We start from the raw sequence: 23065 nt of genomic DNA, 5'->3' as shown, positions 1-23065 counted from the left end.
GCGACGGCCCAGGCCGCGGCGGGCGCCGCTCCTGGGCCACCGCGGCCGCAGGGCGCTCCTGCCCTGGGTGCTGCTCGCCCCCGCGCTGACGGTCATCGGACTGCTGCTGTTGCTCCCGCTCGCCCGGATCGTGTGGCTGTCCTTCCGCGAGTACCAGCTGCGCAACCTCGTCTCGGGCGAGTCCGACTTCGTCGGGCTCGCCAACTACGCCGCCCTGCTCACCGACCCCTACCTGTGGCGGGTCGCCCTGCTCAACACGGTGGTCTTCGCCGTGGTCGCGGTGGTCACCACCATCGTCGTGGGCACGCTGGTGGCGCTGCTGCTGGCCACGCTGCGCCCGGTGCCCCGGATCATCGTGGTCTCCTGCATCATGGTCGCCTGGGCCATGCCCGCGGTCAGCGGAACCTACGTGTGGATCTGGATCTTCGACGTCGACAGCGGCGTCGTCTCCCAGGCCCTGGCCTCCCTGGGCCTGCTGGAGCCCTCCGGGCACAACTGGTTCGCCGACCGGCTGTTCTTCTACGCCATCGTCACGCTCAACGTGGTGCACGGGGGCTTCCCGTTCGTGGCGGTCACGGTCCTGGCCGGACTGCTCACGGTCCCCGCCGAACTGCACGAGGCGGCCCGCATCGACGGCGCGGGCGCCTGGAAGCGCTTCTGGCACGTCACCTTCCCGGTGCTGCGCCCGGTGTTCGCCGTGGTCACCGTGCTCTCCACCATCTGGGACTTCAAGGTGTTCGCGCAGATCTACCTCATGCCCGGCGGCGACGTGGGCGGCTCGGAGATGCTCAACCTCGGCGTGTGGTCCTACGTGCGCTCCTTCGGCCACAACGACTACGGCCTGGGCTCGGCCATCGCCGTGCTGCTCACCCTGCTGCTCCTGGTGATCACCGTGTTCTACCTGCGCGCGCTCTTCCGAGAGGACGAGCTCCGATGAGCGCGTCGGCCCCCGCCGCCCGCTCAGCGGGCGGGACCGTGGAGCCCCGCCACGAGCTTGTCGCGCACGCGGCGCCAGTCGACCGAGGCCAGCGAGCGCCGGTCCAGGTCCTCGCGCACCGCTCCCATGGTCCGCAGGTCGTACTCGCCCAGCGGACGTCCGTCGTCGTTGTCGCGGTTGACCAGGTTCTCGACGTAGGCGTGCAGCAGCCGTCCGCTGGGGTCGCGCAGGGCGTGCCGGACGGCGCGGTCCCGGAAGCGCGCGTCGTGGGGGATCCAGCTGATGACGACCTCGGTGGGGGAGGGTCCGGCAGAATCGCGCACGGTGCTACGCCACCGTCTCCGGCGACCCTGTCGACACGGCCATCACTCCCCCTCCGCCGGGGTGCGAAGGACGTCCCGCCCCGGACAGTGCAGGAGTCTAACGGCCCCGTCCGAGCCCGGAACAACCGGATTCGGCCCGGTCACCGCTGAGGAAGGAACGCCCGTGGTCACGCGCACAGAGGCACCCGCCGCCGGCCCCGACTGGGAGGGCCGCGTCCGCGACGCCCGCCGCAGGGGCGAGGTCCGCAGGACGGGACGGTTCCTGGCCAAGTCCGTCGGGGTGGCCGTCCTGCTGCTGTTCACGCTCTTCCCCGTCTACTTCATGCTCATCAGCGCGTTCTCGGACCGGGCCACCTCGGGGGCCGGGGCGCTGCTGCCCACCGGGCTGTCCCTGGACAACTTCGTCTACGTGCTCACCGAGGCCAGGTTCGGCCAGTACATGCTCAACTCGCTCACGGTCGCCTGCATCACCGTGGCCGGAGCGTGCGTACTGTCGCTGCTGGCCGCCGTGGCGGTGGCCCGCTTCCGGTTCCGCTTCCGCACCGCGGTGCTGGTGATGGTCCTCATCGTGCAGATGGTGCCGCTGGAGGCGCTGGTCATCCCGCTCTTCCTCCAGGTGCGCGACCTCCAGCTGCTCAACACCATGCTCGGCCTGGGCGTGGTCTACGTGGCGCTGTCCCTGCCGCTGGCGGTGTGGATGATGCGCGGCTTCGTGGCCGCGGTGCCCGTGGAGGTGGAGGAGGCCGCCTACATCGACGGGGCCTCCTGGGGCCAGATGTTCTGGCGGGTGCTGTTCCCGCTGGTGGCGCCCGGCCTGGTGGCCACGGCCATCTTCTCGTTCATCGTGGCGTGGAACGAGTTCGTGCTGGCGCTGACCTTCATGACCCAGAGCGAGAACTACACGGTGGCGGTCGGCCTGCGCCAGTTCTTCGGCCAGTACGCCAACGACTGGGGGCACGTGATGGCCGCCTCCACGCTCATCACCATCCCGGTCATGGTCTTCTTCGTCCTCGTGCAGCGCTTCCTGGTCTCCGGGCTCGTCCAGGGGGCCGTCAAGGGATGAGGGCGGGCCGGCCCCCGGGGGGAGGGTTCGGGCGTCCACGGGGTGCTGGAGGTGAGACTGCGAGCAGGACTGCGCCGTAGGCGTCGGTTGAGGGTGGTGGCCCGCCCCGTCGCGAAGCGCCCCCGGCGGGCGGTGGCGGGCGACGGGCGGGCCGAGGCGAAGCGGAGGCCCGAAGAAAACAGGACCGGCCCCGCCGCGCGGGAGGTCAGCCGCGCAGCTCGCGCTTGAGGATCTTGCCGGTGGAGGTCATCGGCAGCTCGGTGCGGAACTCCACCTCGCGCGGGTACTTGTACCCGGCCAGGCGCTCCTTGGCCCACGCGACGAGCCCCTCGGCGGTGACCTCGGCGCCCTCCTTGGGGATCACGAACGCCTTGACCTCCTCGCCGTGGGTGTCGTGGGGCACGCCCACGACCGCGGCCAGGCTGACCGCCTCGTGGGTCATCAGGACCTCCTCGACCTCGCGCGGGTAGACGTTGTAGCCGCCGCGGATGATCATGTCCTTGGACCGGTCGACGATGAAGTAGAAACCCTCCTCGTCGCGGCGGGCGATGTCCCCGGTGCGGAACCAGCCGTCGCGGATCACCTCCGCGTTGACCTCGGGGCGGTTGTGGTACCCCTTCATCACGCAGTGCCCGCGCACCGCGATCTCGCCCTCCTCCGCCGCCTCGTTCCACTCGGGGTCGATGAGCTTCATCTCCACACCCCACACCGGCTGCCCGATGGAGCCGGTCTTGGCCTTGACCTTGGGGTTGTTGAACGACACCACCGGTGAGGTCTCGGACAGGCCGTAGCCCTCCTTGATGCCCACGCCGAAGGTCTTGGTGAAGTCCTCGGCGAGCTGGCCGGGCAGGGCGGCGCCGCCGGAGACCGCGTCCACCACGTTGCCCGCGATCTTCTCCAGGTCGTAGGTTCCCGGTTCGGCGGCCCGGACCGCGCCCAGCAGCCCCCAGTACATGGTGGGCACGCCCGCGAAGGCGGTGACGCCCTCCTTCTCCATGAGCCTGAGCGCCTCGGCGCCGTCGAAGCGCGGCATGAGGACCATCGTGCCGTGCCGGTACAGGGCCGCGTTGAGCATGACCGTCTGGCCGAAGATGTGGAACAGCGGCAGGACCACGAGGGCGACGTCGCGGCCGTCGGGGTGGGGCTCGACCAGCCTGGACGAGCCGACCGCGTTCAGCAGCAGGTTGTGGTGGCTCAGCTCGGCGCCCTTGGGCTTGCCGGTGGTGCCGCTGGTGTAGATGATGACCGCGGTGTCGTCGGAGCTGGCCTGCACCGTCTCGAACTCGCCGGGCTGACCCTCCAGCGCCTTCCAGAAGGTCTCGGCGCCGTCGATGGTCGACTCCGTGGCACCCGGGGAGGCGGGCAGGTCCACGTAGAACTCGCAGGAGTCCACCTGGCCGAAGGCCTCGAAGGCCCGATCGCCCAGGGGGAGCTCCGGCGTGCCGGTGAAGGCGAAGAGGGCCCTGGCCCCGGAGTCCTCCAGGTGGTAGGCGATCTCGCGCGGGGTCAGCAGCACGTTCAGCGGCACGATCACCGCGCCCGCCTTGAGCGCGCCGAAGTACACGAAGGGGAAGTAGGGCACGTTCGGACTGGCCAGCGCGATCCGGTCCCCCGGCCTGATCCCGCGCGCGACCAGCAGGTTGGCCACCTGGTTGGCGATCATGTTGGTGATCGCGTAGTTCAGGCGCAGGTCGCCGAAGACCAGGCACTCCTTCTCCGGAGCCGACCGGGCACCGTCCTCCAGGAGCACGGACAGGTTGAGCATGGGGGCCTCCCGCAGCCAGATGGGTCCAGTGGATACGCGATGATTCGGGATGATGTGACCCGAGTCGCGTGTTCTGCGCCACTTTGACGGCAGAGTAACAAACCGGCTGGTCGGTGTGGAGGGGTCGGGAGTCCGTAATCTCACCGATCTTCCCCCTCGCTCTCCGTGACCCCGCGACCGAGCGGGAGAGGCGGTGGCGCCGGGCCCGCCCGCGCGGGGCGGGGGGAGCGCGTCTCCGGTTCCGGGCCCCGGCCGCCGCCCCCGGGCGCACCCGCGCGGGGCTGCGCGGAACCCGTCCGCGCCCCGACCCGCCAACCGCTAACCTGAGTGCTGTACACCCCGAACCGGCTAAGGAACACGTGGCGATGACAGCGGCAGACGGCGACCAGACGACGGGCGACACCTACGACGCCCGTGCCCTCCAGGACAAGTGGCAGGCGCGCTGGGCCGCTGAGCTTCCGTTCCAGGCCGACGAGGACCCCGGGGACACCCGCCCGCGCTCCTACATCGTCGACATGTTCGCCTACCCCTCCGGCGACCTGCACATGGGCCACGCGGAGGCCTACGCCATCGGCGACGTCATCAGCCGCTACCGCCTCCAGCGCGGCGACAACGTCCTGCACCCCGTCGGCTGGGACTCCTTCGGCCTGCCCGCCGAGAACGCGGCCATCAAGAACAACTCCCACCCCGCCGAGTGGACCTACGCCAACATCGAGACCCAGGCGGCCTCGTTCCGGCGCTACGGCATCAGCGTGGACTGGTCGCGACGCCTGCACACCAGCGACCCCGAGTACTACCGCTGGAACCAGTGGCTGTTCACCCGCTTCTTCGAGCGCGGACTGGCCTACCGCAAGGACGGCCACGTCAACTGGTGCCCCCAGGACCAGACCGTGCTGGCCAACGAGCAGGTCGTACAGGGCAGGTGCGAGCGCTGCGGAGCCGACGTCGTGCGGCGCAGCCTCAACCAGTGGTACTTCCGCATCACCGACTACGCCCAGCGCCTGCTGGACGACATGGACCAGCTCGACGACGGCCGCTGGCCGGACGAGATCCTGGCCATGCAGCGCAACTGGATCGGCCGCTCCACCGGAGCCGACGTCCACTTCGCCATCGAGGGCCGCGACGAGCCCGTCACCGTCTTCACCACCCGGCCCGACACCCTCTACGGGGCCACCTTCTTCGTCGTGGCCGCCGACGCCGACCTGGCCGACGAGCTGTGCGCGCCCGAACAGCGCGAGGCCTTCGACGCCTACCGCGCCGACGTCGCCAAGCTCTCCGACATCGAGCGCCAGGCCACCGAGCGCCCCAAGACCGGCGTGTTCCTGGGCCGCTACGCGATCAACCCCGTCAACGGCGAGCGCATGCCCGTGTGGGCGGCCGACTACGTCCTGGCCGACTACGGCCACGGCGCCATCATGGCCGTGCCCGCGCACGACCAGCGCGACCTGGACTTCGCCCTGGCCTTCGACCTCCCGGTCCGGGTCGTGGTGGAAACCAGCGAACCCGACCCCGTCGAGACGGGCACGGCCACCGCGGGGGAGGGCGTCCTGCGCGACTCCGGCCCGCTGGACGGCCTGGCCAAGACCGAGGCCATCGAGCGCATCATCGAGATCCTGGCCGAGCGCGGCACCGGACAGGGCACGATCAACTACCGCCTGCGCGACTGGCTGCTGTCCCGCCAGCGCTACTGGGGCACCCCCATCCCGATCATCCACTGCCCCTCCTGCGGCGAGGTGCCCGTCCCCGACGAGCAGCTGCCAGTGACCCTGCCCGAACTCAAGGGCGCCGAGCTGGCCCCCAAGGGCGTCTCGCCCCTGGCCGCGGCCACCGAATGGGTCAACGTCGACTGCCCCTCCTGCGGCGGCCCCGCCGAGCGCGACACCGACACCATGGACACCTTCGTGGACTCGTCCTGGTACTTCCTGCGCTACTGCTCGCCGCGCCTGGACACCGCCCCCTTCGACACCGAGGCGGTGGAGAAGTGGGGACCGGTGGACCACTACATCGGCGGCAAGGAGCACGCCACGCTCCACCTGATGTACGCCCGGTTCTTCACCAAGGTCCTGTACGACATGGGCATGGTGTCCTTCACCGAGCCCTTCCGCCGCCTGACCAACCAGGGCCAGGTCATCAACCAGGGCCGCGCCATGTCCAAGTCCCTGGGCAACGGCGTGGACCTGGGCAAGGAGATCGACGCCTACGGCGTGGACGCGGTCCGGCTGACCATGCTCTTCGCCTCCCCGCCCGAGGAGGACGTGGACTGGGCCGACGTCTCCGTCGTCGCCGCGCAGAAGTTCCTCAACCGCGCCTACCGGGTGATGAGCGAGGCGGGCGCGGCCAGCGCGCCGGGAACCGACCCCGCCAAGGGCGACACCGACCTGCGCCGGACCACGCACCGCACCGTCGACCAGATCACCGCCCTGGTCGAGTCCCGCCGGTTCAACGTGGCCATCGCCCGCACCATGGAACTGGTCTCGGCCGTCCGCAAGGCCATCGACTCCGGCCCCGGCGCCGCCGACCCGGCCGTCCGCGAGGCCGCCGAGGCCGTGGCCGTCTCCCTGTCCCTGTTCGCGCCCTACGTGGCCGAGGAGGGCTGGGAGAAGCTCGGCCGCAGCGGCAGCGTCGCCGTCGGCAACTGGCCCGAGGTCGACCCGGCCCTGCTGGTGCAGGAGTCCGTGACCTGCGTGGTGCAGGTGCAGAGCAAGGTCCGTGACAAGCTGTCCGTGGCGCCCGACATCGACCCGGCGGAGCTGGAGCGGCTGGCCCTGGCCTCGGAGAAGGCACAGGGCTTCATCGGCGACAAGCAGATCCGCAAGGTGGTCGTGCGCGCGCCCAAGCTGGTGAACATCGTCGTCGGCTGACCAGGCACACCAGGGGCGGTGGCCGCGCGCAGCGGCCGCCGCCCGTGTGCGGTCGGCTCGGTGACCGACAGGGAGGCGGTGGCCGGGTGGGTCCCCTCGCGCGGGTGGCCGTGATCGGCGCGGGCACGGTGGTGCTGTCCGCGGTGGCGATCGGCGGCGGGCTGTGGCTGGCCGGGGACGACCCGGGCGTGCCCGAGAGCGGCGACGTCCACGCCGCGGCACCCGGGTGCGCGGTGGTCTCGGACGCGCTCGTCACCGGCCTGGTGCCCGGCGCGGTCCTGGAGTCCTCCGAGCAGGGGCCCCTGGCCGACGGCGACAGCACCGCGTGCTCGTGGTCCTCCGCCGGTCTGACCGAGGGGTCGCAGGGGGTGCTCCGGCTGGACCTGTCCGCCCGCTTCACCGACACCACGGGGGAGGAGCCGGTCACCGGCGCCCAACGGGCGCGGGAGGCCTACGACGCCCTGGTGCCGGTGCGCGGCGAGGCCGTGGAACTGCCCGCCGGGGAGGGCCGGGTGTGGCGCGGCCAGACTCCGGGTACCGCCGAACTGGCCTTCCCCACCGACAACCTGCTGGTGCGGGTGTCCTACGCAGGGACCTCCGGCACCGAGCCGGTCGACTTCGGAGAGGCCCGGGACCTGGCAGTGGAGTTCGCCGTGCAGCTCGGAGAGGCCCTGTGAGCGACCAGCACCCCGATCCGCGGGACCCCGAGCGGCCCCAGGAAGCCCACCAGTCTCCGCAGGCGCCGCAGTCGCACGGTCAGGGCGACCCCGAGCAACCACAGGCGCCGCAAACACATGGGCAGCCGCAGGGGCAGCAGGGACCCCTGGAATCACATCCTCCACAGCCGCAGGGGCACCAACAGCCTCCGCCGTCTCAGGCACCACAACCCCACGGACAACAGCAGGCCTACCACCCCCACCAGGCCCCGCAGGGGCAGTATCCGCCGCCCCCGGGACCCCCGTGGCAGCAACCCCACCTCCAGCAGCCCGCGCCCGAGGTGGTGGCCTCCGTCCAACCGCAGAGCCGGGGCTGCGCCACCGCCGCCGTGGTCGCCGCCGCCCTGGTGCTGGTCGTGCTCGCCGCCGGGGCGATCTGGTACGTGGTGACGCGCGACACCCCGGAGGCGAGCGACTTCGGGGCGGCGCCCGAGTGCTCCGTCGCCGAGACCGGGACGCTGGACGAACTGGTGCCCGACCACGGGTTGGAGGTCGAGGAACCGGTCGGCGGCCCGCAGGAGGCGTTCGGCTCCGGCTGGCAGTGCCGGTGGGCGACCCCCGGCGGCCCCGGCGAACGGGTTCCGGCCACCGCGACGCTGGTGGCCGTGGCCGCCCCCGACCCGGGCGGTGTCACGACGGCCGCCGACAACCTGCGCACCACCACCTCCCAGTACGACGCGCAGGAACTGGAAGGCGTCGGCGAGGAGGCGGTCGCCTGGGTCCAGGAGGACCCGTACACGGTCGCCTGCGTCGGCGCCCGGGTGTCCAACCTGTACCTGGAGACCTGTTACAGCCTGGCGGCCAGCTACGACGCGCAGAACCCGGGCGACCGGGAGCGCATGGTCGCGGGCGCCGAGGAGTTCGCGCTGTCCGTGACCGAGGCGCTGCCGGACTCCATCCCCGAGTGAGGCTCCGGCGCGGTTACCAGGCCGTGCCCAGGAACTCCTCCAGCGCGGGCGCGACCTCCTCGGCGAAGGGGCGCTGTTCGTCCAGGACCGTGGCCCCGGGCTCGTCCCGGTAGCGGCGGAAGATGTGGTCGGTGTCGGGGACGTCCACCCGTCGCGCGCCGTCCAGACCGGTCATCAGCCGGTCCACGTCCTGCCGGGAGACCTGCGCGTCCCGCTCCCCCCACAGCACCAGCACCGGGGTGCCCCCGGGCAGGTCCTCCGCCAGGTCGACGGGGTCGAAGGCGTCCATGTAGGCCAGGAAGTCCTCGTTGACCGGGGTGTAGACGCCCAGGCCCCCACTGGGCATCTCCACCCCGCTGAGCGCACGCCCGGACCTGATCGCGGCCCGTCCGGCGCGGGAGTCCGAGAGGAGCTGGACCACCTGTCCCTCCTCCACCTGACCCGAGGCCTCGACGGCACGCGCCTGCTCGGTGAGCTGGCGGTCGATCAGGTCGAGGTAGCGCGTACCGGGAGGCGCGGCCAGCACGAGCGCGGGGGAGGGGTGCTCCGCGCCGATGAGATCGTGGGCGCGCAGCGCGTACAGGGCGCCCTCGCTGTGCCCGACGACGACCACCCGCTCGGGGTCCACCTCGGGCTGGGAGACGAGCTCCTCGTAGGCGGCCGCGACCTGCTCGTCGAAGATCACCGGGTCCACCGGCGCGACCTCGCCGCCGGGGTCCGGCGTCTCGAAGTCCGCACCGCTGCCGTACTTGTCGTAGCGCAGCGAGGCCACCCCGACCTCGGCGAGCACCCGGGACAGGTTCTGGTTGGTGTTGGCGTCGGGGCGCACGGAGCTGTTGCCGTCGCGGTCGGTGGGACCGCTGCCGGAGATGATGAGCGCGCCCGGAACGGTACCGGAGACGTCCTGGGGCATCCGGAAGGTGCCGGACACCTCGTGCCCGCCGCCCTCGAAGGCCACCTCGCGCTCGACGCCGCCGACCCCCGGCGCCTCGGCGGCCCCGTCGTCGGCGGGGGCGCAGGAGGCGGTCAACAGGACGGCGCTCGCCGCACCGAGCAGTGCGGTGCGCCAGCGGGCGGCGGGGGAGGAGGCACGTGTGAACACCTCCTCAGCCTAGCGGCCCGCGTCCGTCGGCCCCGCGTCGTCCACAGGGGGAAGCGCCCCCGATCCCTCCGAGGGGAGAGGGACCGGAGACGCGGGTACGCGGGGACCTCAGACGCGGCGCATGACCGCGACCACCTTGCCGAGGATGGTGGCGTCGTCGCCGTTGATCGGCTCGTAGGCCTCGTTGCGCGGCATCAGCCACACGTGGCCGCCCTCCTCGCGGCGCAGTACCTTGACGGTCGCCTCCTCGTCGAGCAGCGCCGCCACGATGTCGCCGTTGTTGGCGTCCTGCTGCTGGCGCACCACCACCATGTCGCCGTCGGTGATGGCGGCGTCGGTCATCGAGTCGCCGACCACGGTGAGCATGAACAGGCGCCCCTCACCCACCAGCTGACGCGGCAGGGCGAGCACGTCCTCCACCGACTCCTCGGCCAGGATCGGACCACCGGCGGCGATCCGGCCGACCAGCGGCACGGCGGCGGCGCGCGAGAGGTCGATGTCCTCGGGCACCAGGGTCCGCCCCGAGGCGCGCCCGGGCGTGCGCAGCTCCACCGCGCGCGGCCGGTTCTGGTCCCGGTGCAGGTAACCCTTGCGCTGGAGGACCTTGAGCTGGTGCGCCACGCTGGACGGGCTCGACAGGCCGACCGCTTCCCCGATTTCCCTTATCGACGGGGGGAAACCCCGCTCCCGGACATAGCGCTGGATGCAGTTCAGCACGCTCTGCTGGCGCGCGGTGAGTTTGGGGGCTTCGGGCGTGGACCCGCCCGTGTTCTCCGCTGGTGCGAGAACGGTGGCGGTGTCTGCGGTTCCGGGATTCTCCTCCGGCACGGCCGGGCCTCCTCGGCATTCGGTTCGGTCAGGGCCTGCTTGTGTGACTGGCCACCCCCGGTCCGCGACCGTGCCGACCTGGGGGTCCACGTGATGGCGAAACCGGTGTGAAATCAAGGTCAACTTTAGTCGTTGCACACGGTGATATCAAACAAGCGTTCGAGGCTGGGGACAATTGCCGTCGCGCGTATTCGCGGACAATTTCCGGCCTGCACTTACGTGTGTACACGCGTTCACGCGCTGTTGTCCCCGGAATGCGCGAACGCGTGTCCGTGGCAGCGGTTCCGGCCAGGCACGGGGGTCTTATCCCGGGGCGAAGGCTCGACCGAAATCCCCGCGACGCCGGGATTCCGACGCCCGCCGCCGGGGCGCGGGGGCTCCGGGCGGCGACGCTATCCTTGAGCGCGGTGCCGGGCCGCCCCCGCAGCGATCCGCCCGCGCCGACCTCCCCGCCCCGTCCCGCCGCCGCGGACCGCGATGCCGCGCGGCCGTTCGGCCGTGTCCGTGACACGCCCGTGCCGGGGTTGCGGCGGGTCAGGAAGAAGTCTAGGTTCGACCACAACATCTGGTGTGGCGACAGGGGCGATTGCCCAGAAGTTGTGGTTTAGTGGTACCTAGGCGTTGTCGTTCGGTGAGAGAAGCAGGTGAACCAGGGTGCACTGTCCGTTCTGCCGCCATCCGGACACCCGGGTGATCGACAGCAGGTCCACCGACGACGGCGCGGCCATCCGACGCCGCCGGTCCTGCCCCGTCTGCGAGCGCAGGTTCACCACCCAGGAGACCGTCCTGCTGATGGTGGCCAAGCGCTCGGGGGTCACCGAGCCCTTCAGCAGGACCAAGATCATCGCCGGGGTGCGCCGGGCCTGCCAGGGCCGCCCCGTCTCCGAGGACGCCCTGGCCAAGCTCGGCCAGCAGGTCGAGGAGGAGATCCGCGGCCGCGGCCTGGCCGAGGTACCGGCCCACGAGATCGGCCTGGCCATCCTGGGGCCGATGCGCGACCTGGACGAGGTCGCCTACCTGCACTTCGCCAGCGTCTACCGGGGCTTCGAGAGCCTCTCCGACTTCGAGGCCGAGATCGCCAGCCTGCGCCAGGACCGAGAGGCCGAGACCGACGGGGGCGCCGGGACCGGCGGCCGGAGCGGCGCCGCCACGGGGTAGCGCCCCTCGCGGCCGCACGCCGACCGCCTGCGGTGCCACACCACCCCCGGGACAAGGACGCCGGGCACGGTCGGTGACCGTGCCCACGAGTGAGGGGAGACCCGGCGATGACGGAGACCACCAGCGGTCCGGCCGGACGCAAGGGCAAGGGCAGCCGCAAGGGGATCAGGGTGAGGCGCGTCTTCACCACCCCGGGCACGCACCCCTACGACTCCCTGGAGTGGGAGCGCCGCGACGTCGTCATGACCAACTGGCGCGACGGCACGGTCAACTTCGAGCAGCGCGGGGTGGAGTTCCCCTCCTCCTGGTCGATGAACGCCACCCAGATCGTGACGAGCAAGTACTTCCGCGGCGCGGTGGGCACCCCCGAACGCGAGTGGAGCCTCAAACAGCTCATCGACCGCGTCGTCGGCGTCTACACCGAGACCGGCCGCGAACACGGCTACTTCGCCTCCGCCGAGGACGCCGAGGTCTTCGACCACGAGCTCAAGCACGCCCTCGCCCACCAGCTGTTCAGCTTCAACTCCCCGGTGTGGTTCAACGTCGGCACGAACTCAAAAGCCCAGGTCAGCGCGTGTTTTATCCTGTCCGTGGACGACACCATGGAGTCGATCCTGGACTGGTACAAGGAGGAGGGGATCATCTTCAAGGGCGGGTCCGGCGCGGGTGTGAACCTGTCGCGCATCCGCTCCAGCAAGGAACTGCTCTCCTCCGGCGGGACCGCGTCAGGCCCCGTCTCCTTCATGCGCGGCGCCGACGCCTCGGCCGGGACCATCAAGTCCGGCGGCGCCACCCGCCGGGCCGCAAAGATGGTCGTCCTGGACGTCGACCACCCCGACATCGAGGACTTCGTCGAGACCAAGGCCCGCGAGGAGCACAAGATCCGTGCCCTGCGCGACGCCGGGTTCGACGTCGACCTCGGCGGTGACGACATGTTCAGCGTCCAGTACCAGAACGCCAACAACTCCGTGCGGGTCTCCGACGCGTTCATGCGCGCCGTGGAGAGCGGCTCCGACTTCGGCCTGACCTCCCGCACCACCGGCGAGGTCGTCGCCACGGTGGACGCCAAGGAGCTGTTCCAGCGCATGGCCAGGGCCGCCTGGGAGTGCGCGGATCCGGGCATCCAGTACGACGGCACGATCCAGGACTGGCACACCACGCCCGAGAGCGGACGCATCAGTGCGAGCAACCCGTGTTTTCCGGCTGATCAGCGCGTGCTGACGGATCGCGGACATATACCGATCGGTGATCTGATCAAGCGCGCGGCCCGAGGCGAGACCTTCGCCGTGTACACCAACGACATCACCGCTGAGACGGACGCCCAGAACGCTGTGGTGGCGACGATCCCCACTCAGTACATGGTCACGGGGACCAATGAGATCCTCGAACTGCGTTTCTCTGACGGCTCTCTCCTGCGCTGCACCCCCAACCACCGTCTGTGGACCGAGAACCGCGGCTGGGTGCACGCTGAGAAGCTGCTCTCCGATGACCGAGTCGTCCGTTCCTTCCAGTACGCGCCTCGTTCGAACCCGGCGCTGCGGATTCCCCGTGCGGCGCTGGAAGCCGTACGGACGGTGGCGGCCTTGCCGAGTGTCCGTCCTCTGTACCTGCCGGAGAAGTGGGACGAGGATCCCGACCTCGCGCACTACCTCGGCTGGCTCGTGGGGGACGGCTCGGTCGGTGATCAGGCGGTGGTGACCGTCTACGGTACGGCTGAGGAGCAGCAGAACGTCCTTCCTCGGCACCAGGCGCTCATCGAGCGTCTCACCGGGCACCGGAGCAAGCCGAGCCTCCAGCCGAACGGGACCCAGCAGCTCAGAATCACGCGTCGCACGATGGTCGAGTTCGTCCGAGCCCTGGGCCTGGGCGCCCGCGCGGAGGACAAGTCAGTGCCGCCGTCGCTCTTCGAGGCACCCGAGGAGACCGTGCTGGAGTTCCTCCAAGGGCTGTTCGACGCAGACGGGTGCGCGGTGGACCAGAAGGCCAACGGAACGCGCTACATCGGTCTGGGCAGCCGTTCGGACCAGCTCCTGCGCGATGTCCAGGAACTCCTCGCCCCGTTTGGCATTGCCAGCCGTGTCTACAGGACATCCGAGGGCAAGCCGGATTCGTTCTCCTACACTCGCAAGGATGGGTCCACGGTCACCTATGGCAGTGACGGTCCGTTCTTCGACCTGCGGATCTCGGCCCAGTCCATGCAGGAGTTCTCCGCCCTCGTCAACTTCTCCCTGGAGGGAAAGAGCGAGAAGCTCCGAGAGGCGCTGGACTTCCGCCGTATGTACAGGACGAGGACGACTACACGCCTGTTCTCCAGACGTTCCGCGGGATTCGAGACCACATACAACCTCACCGAGCCGCGCAACCACTCCTACATCGTGGGCGGCACCGTCGTCGCCAACTGCTCGGAGTACATGTCCCTGGACGACTCGTCCTGCAACCTGGCCTCGATCAACCTGCTGAAGTTCCTGCGCGAGGACGACACCTTCGACGTGGAGCGCTTCACCGCGCTCACCGAGCTGGTCATCACGGCGATGGACGTCTCCATCACCTTCGCCGACTTCCCCACGGAGAAGATCGGCGAGACCACCCGCGCCTACCGGCAGCTCGGCATCGGCTACGCCAACCTGGGCGCCCTGCTCATGGCGACCGGCCACGCCTACGACTCCGAGGGCGGGCGCGCCGTCGCCGCCGCGGTGACCTCGCTGATGACCGGCACCGCCTACCGGCGCAGCGCCGAGCTGGCCGGGGTGGTCGGCCCCTACGACGGCTACCGGCGCAACGAGCGGGCCCACAAGAGGGTCATGCGCAAGCACGCCGCCGCCAACGACGACCTGCGCACCGTCGGAACCCTGGAGGAGCCGATCCACGCCGCGGCCACCCGCGAGTGGGCCGAGTGCCTCAGGATCGGCGAGCGCAACGGCTGGCGCAACGCCCAGGCGAGCCTTCTCGCGCCCACCGGCTGCCTCACCGGCGACTCCATGGTCACCACCGACCGGGGACTCGTCCGGCTCACCGAACTGGGCGACGCCTACGGGCCCAGGTGGCAGGACCTCTCCGCCCGGGTCTCCACGGACGAGGGGCCCCGCGAGGCGACGAGGTTCTTCGTCAACGGAGAGGAGCCGACCCGGCGTATCGTGACCAGGGGCGGGTACCGGCTCCAGGGCACGCACACCCACCGGATCAAGGTGGTCTCCCCCCGGACCGGTGACTGGGAGTGGAAGCGCTTCGCCGACATCGCCGAGGGCGACGTCGTTCCGGTCCAGCTGGGCACCCTGGTCGGGCAGCCCCGCCGTGTGGTGCTGCCGGTCCTGGACCAGGCCTACTACACGGGAGATCACGACCTGTTCGTGCCCGAGGCGGTGGACGAGGAACTCGCGGAGCTCGTCGGTTACTTCATGGGCGACGGCAGCCTGCACGCCAAGGGCATCCGCATGTGCGTCGCCGACACCGACGAGGATGTCGTCGAGCGCCTGCGCATTCTGGCCAAGGGGCTGTTCGGCCTCGCGCCCACGGTGACCGCCGGACAGGGCTACCAGGAGGTCACCCTGTCGTCGGTCCGCCTGGCCCGGTGGTGGAAGGCGGCGGGGTTCGCCAAGGACTTGCCCGGTCAGGACCACTCCGGCAAGGGCTGGACCCCCCGAGTGCCCTCCTCGGTCCTGGAGACCAACGATCCGGCGGTGTACGCGGCCTTCCTGCGCGGTCTCTTCGAGGCGGACGGCACCGTCCTGGAGGGTGTGCCGAGCATCTCCACCGCGCACGCCTCCTTCGCCGGAGAGGTCCGCACGCTGCTGCTGACCCTGGGTATGGCCTCCACCACGCGCACGACCCGGAGCGGGTACGGCGGGGACTGCCACGTGGTCCGCCTGCGCAACGTCGACCACGCCCTGCGCTTCGACGAGACCGTCGGGTTCCTGGGCGACCGCAAGAACAAGCTCGTCGTCCAACTGGAGTCGGACCGCTCGGCCAAGGGCGACCGGATCGTTCTGCCCCGCCAGGTGTGGGACGAGCTGGTACCGGTCGGGCACGCCGCGCGGGGGACGGTCGTGCAGTCGCTGAGGAAGTACGGCGGCGTGGCCCGGCAGCTGGCCTCGGCCATTCACTCCGAGACGCTCGACGGCAGGCTGGGACACGCCCTCGGCTACGTCTTCGAGGAGGTCGGCGCCAACGAGGACGGCGGCGTGCAGCCGACCTACGACATCTCGGTGCCCGACAACGTCACCTACGTGGCCAACGGCCTGGTCAGCCACAACACCATCGGCTTCATGATGGACTGCGACACCACCGGTATCGAGCCGGACTTCTCGCTGGTCAAGTTCAAGAAGCTGGTCGGCGGCGGCTCCATGCAGATCGTCAACCAGGCCATCCCGCGCGCGCTGGGCAACCTCGGCTACCAGGACGAGCAGATCGAGGCCGTCGTCGAGTACGTCTCCGAGAACGGCCACGTCGTGGACGCGCCCGGCCTGCGCGCCGAGCACTACGAGGTGTTCGACTGCGCGATGGGGCTCCGCTACATCCGGCCCATGGGCCACGTGCGGATGATGGCCGCGGTACAGCCCTTCCTGTCCGGCGCGATCTCCAAGACGGTGAACGTGCCGGAGGAGGCCTCGGTCGAGGACTTCGAGCACATCTACTTCGAGGGCTGGCGGATGGGCCTGAAGGCGCTCGCCGTCTACCGCGACAACTGCAAGGTGGGCCAGCCGCTGTCCACCGGCGGGACGCGGGAGAAGGAGGCCGGGCCCGAGGCGGAGGCCGTCGAGGCGCCCCGCCCGGTCCGCCGCCGCCTGCCCAAGAAGCGACCGAGCGAGACCACGTCGTTCTCCGTGGGCGGGGCCGAGGGCTACATCACCGCGGGCTCCTACCCGGACGACGGTCTGGGCGAGGTGTTCATGAAGCTCGGCAAGCAGGGGTCCACCCTGGCCGGGGTGATGGACGCCTTCTCCATCGCGATCTCCATCGCCCTGCAGTACGGGGTCCCGCTGGAGACCTACGTGGAGAAGTTCACGAACATGCGGTTCGACCCGGCGGGCATGACCGACGATCCGGACATCCGCATGGCCCAGTCGGTGGTGGACTACATCTTCCGCCGCCTGGCCCTGGACCACCTGCCCTACGAGGAGCGGGCCGCGCTGGGGGTGCTGTCGGCCGCCGAGCGCCAGGCGCAGGTGGCGGGCGAGGACCCCGCGCAGGTCGCCACGCAGGTGGAGTCCTACGCCCAGTCCGCCGCCACCCGCGGGGCGGACGCCCCGGAGGAGGTCTCGGCGGCCTCCGCGCGGGAGCCGCACGCGGCGGCGGAGCGGCCGACCCGGGCGCACTCCACCGCGGAGCTGATGGAGGGCAAGGGCTTCGTGGCGGACGCGCCGCTGTGCATGACCTGCGGTACCAAGATGCGCCCGTCGGGCAGCTGCTACGCCTGCGAGGGCTGCGGGGCCACCAGCGGTTGCAGCTGACCGGCGCCGGGCGGACGGTCGGGGGAGGGGCGGAACCGCGTCCCTCCCCGGCGCCCCGGTCCCGCGTCAGCCGCGGTCGAGGTCCCCGGAGACGGCCGCGACCGCGGCGGTCACGGCGGTCACCCCCAGCACGGCGGGCCAGGCGCCGACCTTCTTCGCCAGCGGGTGGGAGAGCCCGAACGCCCCCACGTACACGCCGGTGAGCGCGACCGCCGTGCCCACCCCCGAGCGGCGGCGCCAGGTCTCGAAGGCCGCGGCGCCGAACGCGGCCAGCACGGCTCCGCCCAGCGGGCGGTCGCCCGTCGCGCGGGCCACCGTGTAGCCGCCGATCAGGCCCGCGGTGGTCAGGACGGAACTGGGTACTGCGGGCATGGACGGTGTCCCCTCTCGCTGCGGCCGGAGCCGGTGGCTGCGTGTGCCGACGACGTTATCCGCCGTCCGGCGGCGGTGTGATCCGGCCCGCCCGGACTGGTCTCACGGGTGCGCGCCCCCGTCACGTTCCGGTCTACAGCCCTGGGTTCCGGACGCGTCTCATGACAGGGTTGGTGCTGTCCGCTACGGCCGATCGGGTCACGGGACAGGTCCCCACCTGGAACCGGACCGCGGTACGCGACGTCGTAGCCGATAGTTCCCGACCTCCGACCAAGGAGCCCATGCCTATGTCGTTCGCGCAGACCGTGCGCGGCGCGGCCGGTGCCGTCGCCCAGGGGGGCGATCCGCGCCAGGCGGTGTCCGACGCGCTGCAACAGGCCACCGAGGGCGGTGGCCTCGACCCCCGGGACTTCGTCGCCGCCCGTGAACAGGGTGACTCCGTCGGCACCCGCATCGAGCAGAAGAGCACCTCCCTCAACAACGCGGGCGAGGCGATCAACCGCAGCTACTACGAGCGCGGCGACGGCGGGCCGGTCCACGTCATCTGCCCCATGGTCATCCCCCGCGGACGCACCTTCGTGACGATGCTCCCGGCCATCGCGCTGGTGGCCCTCGGTGTGCTGGGCGCCGTCACCGTCCTGGTCCCCCAGGCGGTCAGCGGTGGCAACCCCCTGCTCAACCCCGTCTTCGGCGTCCACTACTGGCTGATCACCATCGCGGTGGCCGTGTTCATGTGGTGGCGCCAGGGCATGGTGATGGTGCCGGAGGGCTGTGAGGCCATCGTCACCCGCTTCGGCAAGATGGAGAACGTCTTCCAGGCCGGGCGGGTCACGCTCTTCAACCCCTGGAAGCGCGTCTCCTACATCGTCAACACCACCCGCGAGTACCCCTTCAACGCGCCGATCCGCTCGGCGCCCACCAAGAGCGGCGTGCAGGCCTCCATCGACCTGTTCGTGCAGTTCAGGATCGTCAACGCCACCGACTTCGTCTACACGCTGGGCGGTGTCAACGGCTTCCAGGAGAAGCTCAACAACGCGATCAGCGAGACCACGCGGAGCCTCATCTACGAGCAGCAGGCCTCGGCCATCTACGACATGGTGGGTGACAACACCCAGAGCCTGGTGGAGCAGCTCAACCGCCAGTTCAGCGGGATCGTGGAGCTGACCAGCGCCAACATCACCCACGCCGAGCCCTCCAACCAGGAGTACCGGATGGACCTGGCGGCGCCGGAGATGGTCCGCGTCGCCAAGGACGCCTACACCTTCGAGTACGAGCTCCAGCTGCGCAAGGAGCAGAACGAGGGCGACCTGAACAAGGAGCTGGCGACCCTCAACGAGACCCTGTCCGCGATCCAGGCCGACATCGCCCAGTACCAGGCGCAGATGGACACCGCCCTGGAGCGCGAGACCAACCGGGCCCGCTCCCTGGCCCACCAGCGCTTCGTCGAGGCCCAGTCCGAGGCCAACGCCAACGCGGCCCTGTTGCAGGCCCAGGCCCTGGACATCCGCGCGGTGAGCGCCGCCGACGCCCCCGAGATCCTCAACTACCGCTTCCGCGAGACCCTCCTGGACAAGCTGGAGGCGGTGGCCGACAGCCTCCCGCAGGTCCTGCGGATCGGGTCGGGCGACGCCGCCAGCGTCGACTACCTGCGCATCGCCCAGGAGATCATCGGCCAGGCCGACACCGCCCTGTTCTCGCAGGAGGACATGGACGCCCTCCGCTCCCGCCTCGGCGACATCCGGGGCCGCATAGCCGAGCGCGAGCAGGAGATCAGCGCTCTGGTGCGTGAGGCCGGCGGCCCCAGGGCCGAGCCGGGCCGGGGCGAGGACCCGGGGGAGGAGCTGGTGGAGGAGATCCGCCAGTCCGTCTCCGAGCAGGCCATCGACGAGCGCATGTCCGAGGCACCCCAGGCGCCCCAGGCATCTCAGGCACCCCAGGGGTCCCAGGAGCCGCACGGTCGGCACGAGGCCCCGCGGGAGCAGGACCCCGCCGGGCCGCCGGTCGACGCGCCGCCGCCCTCGGACGCCCCCCACCGGTCCCTGGAGGACCCGCCCCCGCCGCCGTGGTCGCGCGGCACCCAGGGCTTCGGCCCCGACGAGGGAGGTCAGTAGATGAGCCTGTCAGTGAACGCCGGAGGCGGCTCCAGCATCAAGGAGTCCCTCGCCTCGTGGGGCGACCTGGCCGGTCTGCTGCGCGGCGGGGACCAGGGCGCGATCGTCCCCGTGGTCATCCCGCGCGACAACCGGGGCCTGCGGTGGACCGTCCTGGTCTGGTTCGGCCTGTTCGCCCTGTGCTCGGCGCTGATGATGGCCCTCAACGCCTCGGCGGGCGGGTTCGTCCTCGGGGTCGCCTACGTCGTGCTGGCCGTGCCGACCCTGATCGTCGGCGTCCTCAGCATCGTCGTGGCGGGCCTGTGGTGGTGGCGCAGCTCGATCATCGAGATCGAGGAGGGCACGCACGGCATCCTCACCAAGTACGGCGCGATCGTGAAGCCGATCGGGCCGGGCCGCCACTACCTGTGGCACCCGTGGTCGCGGGTGGACTTCGTGGTGGACACCCGCACGGAGATCCCCTACACGGCGCCGGTCCTGGCCTGCCCCACGCGGGAGAACGTGCCGCTGAAGTCGATCGAGTTCTTCCTCAAGTTCCAGATCACCGACCCGATCCGGTTCGTGACGATCATCGGCGCGAGCAACTTCGACCTCGTGCTCTCCAGCGCGGTGCAGGACGCCATCCGCCAGCGCAGCCGCCTGGTCAACACCGAGTCCGCCTACGACCTGCGCGGTTCCAACGTCGAGGACATGCGCCGCCTGCTCAACGGGCAGCTGGAGAAGTACGGTGTGCGCATCACCGGCTGCAACATCCCCGACGTGCAGCTGCCCAGCCAGTACCAGCAGCACCTGTCCACCCGGGAGCGGGTGGCCAAGGAGCTGGTGGCCTACGAGCAGGAGTGGGAGCTGACGCGCAAGCGCCGGATCGATACCCTGCTGATGGACATCGAGCGCTCCAAGAAGACCCGTGACGCCAAGATCGTCGAGGTCAACGCCTCCCTCAACAAGGCGCGCAAGGACGTGGCGCAGATGCTGGAGGAGCAGGAGACCGAGGCGCAGCGGGTGCGCTACGAGATCGAGACGCGCGGGCGCGCCGACCTGGTGGCCGCCGAGAACGAGGCGAAGGCGCAGGAGCGCCTGGCCACGGCCTACCGGGACAACCGGGCGGTGCTGGAGTACGAGCTGGCCCGTCGCCGCCTGGACGTGGGCGCCACCCTGGCCGGGCGCGCCCCGCGTCCGGTGGTGGTGCAGACCGAGGCGGGCGCGGGGGACGGTTCGGCGCTGTCGACGCTGCTGACCGCGCAGCTGCTGCCCCAGGTGATGGACGGCCGGGGCGCGCGGACGCCGCTGGGCGGCTCGGGCGGCTCGGGCGGGGCCAGGGAGGTCCTGGACTCCGCGCAGGGAGCGGTCGCCGCGGCCGCCGAGCGCCAGCAGCAGCTGGCCGACGAGTACCAGCGCCAGCAGGGCGCCGCGATGCGCGAGCAGTTCGAGCGCGGAGAGGGGTACGGCGGGCAGGGGCGCCGCTGACCCGGCGGCCCCTGCCCCGCGGGTCGGCCGCGGGGCAGGGGCCGGGCACAGGGCAGGGGCCCGCGACCGGTAGCGGTCGCGGGCCCCTGCCGCGTGTCCTGGGGGGAGAGCGTGGGCCCCGCCCCGTCCGTTGCTCAGGCGACGGGGGAGAGGGAGGAGTAGCCCCCGGCGATGTCGATCCCGTTCCGCGCGGCGATCTCGACCAGGTCCTCGACCTCGCCCGCCTGCGCGCTGGCCAGGTCGTCGTCGCCGAGCGCGTGGGCGCGGCGCAGCGCGGTGATCGAGTCGTGGATGCGCACGTGAAGGGTGAGCGCGAACTCGCGCATGGGGCCTCTCCTCGGGGTTGGCGGCGCTGCCGGGGAGGGAGGACCTGACGGCTCTCCCCCGGGGGGCGTCTCCTTGTGTACCCGGCGAGGGTGAGAGCAGGGTTGGAGGGGGACAAGGATCGGCAAGGGGAGGGTCAGTTCCCGGCGGTGGGAACGCGGCCGCCCGCCGCGCGGCGGCGCGGCGGGCGGGTCACGGGTGCGGGGCGCGGTCTAGTGGTTGACCCAGACGTACCAGTCGCCCGACACGTGTTCGTAGATCCTGGAGCCCTGCCCGGGGACGAAGACGCCCTCGGGAATCGGCTCGGTGCTGTGCGCCAGACCCGAGGGGCTGAACAGCCCCGAACCCTCCACCGCGTAGTGGGTGACACCCTCGTACGCCGAGACGCTGCGCAGCGAGTACAGCCCCACCCGTTCGCCGTTGAGCGGGATGGAGGTGCGGCCGTCGGTGTCCTCGCGCAGCGAGAGCAGCTGGTCGGAGGAGGCGCTGATCCGGCTCTGGAGCGGGGCGTCGGCCACGGCCAGGCCGATCGCGGCGGCGGCGATCACCGGTGCGGACACCCAGCGCAGCCAGTAGTAGCGGATCATCGGCCGGGCCACCGCCAGGGCGATGCCCAGGCGCAGCGCGCCCATCCCGGCGAGCAGCAGACCGCCCACCAGGCCGATGAAGAACGTGGGCAGGTGCCCGCCGGGGACGCTGTCCTCGAAGAGCAGGACCAGGCCGACCACGCCGCAGGCGGGGATGTAGAGCCGCCCGGGTGGACGGGAGGCCCAGCTGATCAGTCGCTGGCCGAGCGTCGGCTTCTCCGCGATCTCGATCAGCTTGGCCAGGGACCTGTCAGGGGTCGGGCCGGAAGCTGCGGCGGACATGGCGTTCCCTCCACCGAATCCGTGTCATGGGGACGCGGACCCGCAGCGAACGGGAAGAAGGGGCCGCAGGGGGCCGCGTCACAGTCGATACGGCCGCCGAAGCACGGCCTGCTCCACAGGATAGAGCAGTGGCGGGGCGTGTTCGGGGAGACGCGAGGAAACGCCGCCGTCCTTCCCTCGGGTCGCGGACGGGTGACGGCGGTGTTTCCGGTGTCGCACGCCGACGCGCGGTGAGAGGACGAGGTGGTCCCATGACCAGCGTCCGCCGCTCACGGCCATCAGTACGCACACCGCCGTGACCAGCGACGTCGTTCCCCACGAGGAGAGGGGCGCCAGGCCGGGCGATCCCGCCGTGAGGGCGCCGAGCACGGCCGCGACGGCGAGCAGGGGGCCGGTCAGCCATGTGAGCAGGCCCACGGCGAAGGCGATCGAGAGCGCGACGAGCAGGGCGGGCAGCGTCCCGGCCACCGGGGACAGTACGCCCAGTCCGACGGCGTCCAGGTGTGCGGCGACCGCGGCCTCCCGGCCGCGCAGCGCGAGCCCGTACTCGGTGAACATCCACCCGACGCCCACCCGGACGAGGGCGGCGACGACGTCGTAGAGGCGTCCCCGGGAGATCCGTGGCCGCGGGTACGGCCTGGCGCGCTGCATGTCCGCTCCTCCCGGGCGTCCGGCGGTCCTGACAAGCGGAAACTACACAAAGTCATGGGCTTTGGCCTGCCGTGGTGACCGGCGAGTCGCGCGAAAGGGCGCGCGGGGGACCGCCTCGTCCGGATCGGGGCCCGGGCGCGCGGGCCGGGGTCTGCCGCACCCC

Annotated in this window: 17 protein-coding genes; 9 read left to right on the top strand and 8 right to left on the bottom strand. The window is 71.1% G+C overall.

Annotated elements, in window-relative coordinates:
• Positions 1-31 precede the first annotated feature (31 nt).
• Entirely contained in the window at positions 32-937 is a 906-nt protein-coding gene (locus tag NDAS_RS16500; RefSeq protein WP_049800380.1) for a carbohydrate ABC transporter permease, read from the top strand.
• Positions 938-960: 23 nt separating this feature from the next.
• Here NDAS_RS16500 and NDAS_RS16495 read toward each other — a convergent pair whose 3' ends face one another.
• Positions 961-1260 carry a hypothetical protein gene (locus NDAS_RS16495; protein ID WP_013154348.1) on the bottom strand — a complete coding sequence of 100 codons (300 nt, stop codon included), beginning with the start codon at positions 1258-1260 and terminating at the stop codon, positions 961-963.
• Positions 1261-1423: 163 nt separating this feature from the next.
• On the opposite strand from NDAS_RS16495, the gene NDAS_RS16490 reads away from it, so the two are divergent.
• The gene (locus NDAS_RS16490; RefSeq protein WP_013154347.1) at positions 1424-2323 is read left to right on the top strand and encodes a carbohydrate ABC transporter permease; all 900 of its coding nucleotides are present in this window, start codon (positions 1424-1426) and stop codon (positions 2321-2323) included.
• A gap of 205 nt (positions 2324-2528) precedes the next feature.
• On the opposite strand, the gene NDAS_RS16485 is transcribed toward NDAS_RS16490, so the two are convergent.
• Positions 2529-4088, bottom strand: coding sequence for a long-chain-fatty-acid--CoA ligase (locus tag NDAS_RS16485; protein ID WP_013154346.1), 1560 nt, complete (start codon positions 4086-4088; stop codon positions 2529-2531).
• A 365-nt stretch (positions 4089-4453) separates the two neighbouring features.
• Here NDAS_RS16485 and leuS point away from each other — a divergent pair, with 365 nt between their 5' ends.
• The 3 genes from leuS (at position 4454) to NDAS_RS16470 (ending at position 8573) form a co-directional block, all read left to right on the top strand.
• Positions 4454-6949: a leucine--tRNA ligase gene (gene leuS, locus NDAS_RS16480; protein ID WP_013154345.1), complete on the top strand. Its 2496-nt coding sequence runs from the start codon at positions 4454-4456 to the stop codon at positions 6947-6949.
• A gap of 86 nt (positions 6950-7035) precedes the next feature.
• Complete coding sequence (locus tag NDAS_RS16475; protein WP_013154344.1) at positions 7036-7626, top strand: hypothetical protein; 591 nt, start codon at positions 7036-7038, stop codon at positions 7624-7626.
• 320 nt (positions 7627-7946) lie between these two features.
• Complete coding sequence (locus NDAS_RS16470) at positions 7947-8573, top strand: hypothetical protein (RefSeq protein ID WP_013154343.1); 627 nt, start codon at positions 7947-7949, stop codon at positions 8571-8573.
• Positions 8574-8586: 13 nt separating this feature from the next.
• Here the strand turns inward: NDAS_RS16470 and NDAS_RS16465 are convergent, their stop codons facing one another.
• Together NDAS_RS16465 and lexA are read right to left on the bottom strand one after the other, a co-directional pair.
• Positions 8587-9675: an alpha/beta hydrolase family protein gene (locus NDAS_RS16465; RefSeq protein WP_013154342.1), complete on the bottom strand. Its 1089-nt coding sequence runs from the start codon at positions 9673-9675 to the stop codon at positions 8587-8589.
• Between the two features lie 108 nt (positions 9676-9783).
• Positions 9784-10503, bottom strand: coding sequence for a transcriptional repressor LexA (gene lexA / locus NDAS_RS16460; protein WP_013154341.1), 720 nt, complete (start codon positions 10501-10503; stop codon positions 9784-9786).
• Positions 10504-11157: 654 nt separating this feature from the next.
• On the opposite strand from lexA, the gene nrdR reads away from it, so the two are divergent.
• Entirely contained in the window at positions 11158-11661 is a 504-nt protein-coding gene (gene nrdR / locus NDAS_RS16455; RefSeq protein WP_013154340.1) for a transcriptional regulator NrdR, read from the top strand.
• Positions 11662-11768: 107 nt separating this feature from the next.
• Positions 11769-17108 (top strand): LAGLIDADG family homing endonuclease, encoded by a 5340-nt coding sequence (locus NDAS_RS16450; protein ID WP_013154339.1) that lies wholly within the window; start codon positions 11769-11771, stop codon positions 17106-17108.
• Between the two features lie 66 nt (positions 17109-17174).
• Here the strand turns inward: NDAS_RS16450 and NDAS_RS16445 are convergent, their stop codons facing one another.
• Entirely contained in the window at positions 17175-17480 is a 306-nt protein-coding gene (locus NDAS_RS16445; protein WP_013154338.1) for a hypothetical protein, read from the bottom strand.
• Positions 17481-17767: 287 nt separating this feature from the next.
• Here NDAS_RS16445 and NDAS_RS16440 point away from each other — a divergent pair, with 287 nt between their 5' ends.
• Positions 17768-19591, top strand: a complete 1824-nt coding sequence (locus NDAS_RS16440) for an SPFH domain-containing protein (protein ID WP_013154337.1) — start codon at positions 17768-17770, stop codon at positions 19589-19591.
• The gene (locus NDAS_RS16435) at positions 19592-21058 is read left to right on the top strand and encodes an SPFH domain-containing protein (protein WP_013154336.1); all 1467 of its coding nucleotides are present in this window, start codon (positions 19592-19594) and stop codon (positions 21056-21058) included.
• A 134-nt stretch (positions 21059-21192) separates the two neighbouring features.
• Here NDAS_RS16435 and NDAS_RS16430 read toward each other — a convergent pair whose 3' ends face one another.
• The 3 genes from NDAS_RS16430 to NDAS_RS16420 form a co-directional block, all read right to left on the bottom strand.
• A complete protein-coding gene (locus tag NDAS_RS16430) occupies positions 21193-21384 on the bottom strand; it encodes a hypothetical protein (protein WP_013154335.1) in 192 nt (63 codons plus the stop codon).
• A 210-nt stretch (positions 21385-21594) separates the two neighbouring features.
• A complete protein-coding gene (locus NDAS_RS16425; protein ID WP_013154334.1) occupies positions 21595-22251 on the bottom strand; it encodes a hypothetical protein in 657 nt (218 codons plus the stop codon).
• A gap of 78 nt (positions 22252-22329) precedes the next feature.
• On the bottom strand, positions 22330-22902 hold the full coding sequence (locus NDAS_RS16420) for a DoxX family protein (protein WP_013154333.1): 573 nt from the start codon (positions 22900-22902) through the stop codon (positions 22330-22332).
• Positions 22903-23065 lie beyond the last annotated feature (163 nt).

Origin of the sequence: Nocardiopsis dassonvillei subsp. dassonvillei DSM 43111, from assembly GCF_000092985.1 — a bacterium.
GTDB lineage: Bacteria > Actinomycetota > Actinomycetes > Streptosporangiales > Streptosporangiaceae > Nocardiopsis > Nocardiopsis dassonvillei.
This window is presented reverse-complemented; position numbering and strand designations above follow the sequence as displayed.

Coding starts and splice junctions, on each gene's coding strand:
- NDAS_RS16445 (WP_013154338.1), bottom strand. CDS start 17,480: ATGCCCGCAGTACCCAGTTCCGTCCTGACCACCGCGGGCCTGATCGGC.
- NDAS_RS16485 (WP_013154346.1), bottom strand. CDS start 4,088: ATGCTCAACCTGTCCGTGCTCCTGGAGGACGGTGCCCGGTCGGCTCCG.
- NDAS_RS16450 (WP_013154339.1), top strand. CDS start 11,769: ATGACGGAGACCACCAGCGGTCCGGCCGGACGCAAGGGCAAGGGCAGC.
- NDAS_RS16440 (WP_013154337.1), top strand. CDS start 17,768: ATGTCGTTCGCGCAGACCGTGCGCGGCGCGGCCGGTGCCGTCGCCCAG.
- NDAS_RS16430 (WP_013154335.1), bottom strand. CDS start 21,384: ATGCGCGAGTTCGCGCTCACCCTTCACGTGCGCATCCACGACTCGATC.
- NDAS_RS16435 (WP_013154336.1), top strand. CDS start 19,592: ATGAGCCTGTCAGTGAACGCCGGAGGCGGCTCCAGCATCAAGGAGTCC.
- NDAS_RS16425 (WP_013154334.1), bottom strand. CDS start 22,251: ATGTCCGCCGCAGCTTCCGGCCCGACCCCTGACAGGTCCCTGGCCAAG.
- NDAS_RS16420 (WP_013154333.1), bottom strand. CDS start 22,902: ATGCAGCGCGCCAGGCCGTACCCGCGGCCACGGATCTCCCGGGGACGC.
- leuS (WP_013154345.1), top strand. CDS start 4,454: ATGACAGCGGCAGACGGCGACCAGACGACGGGCGACACCTACGACGCC.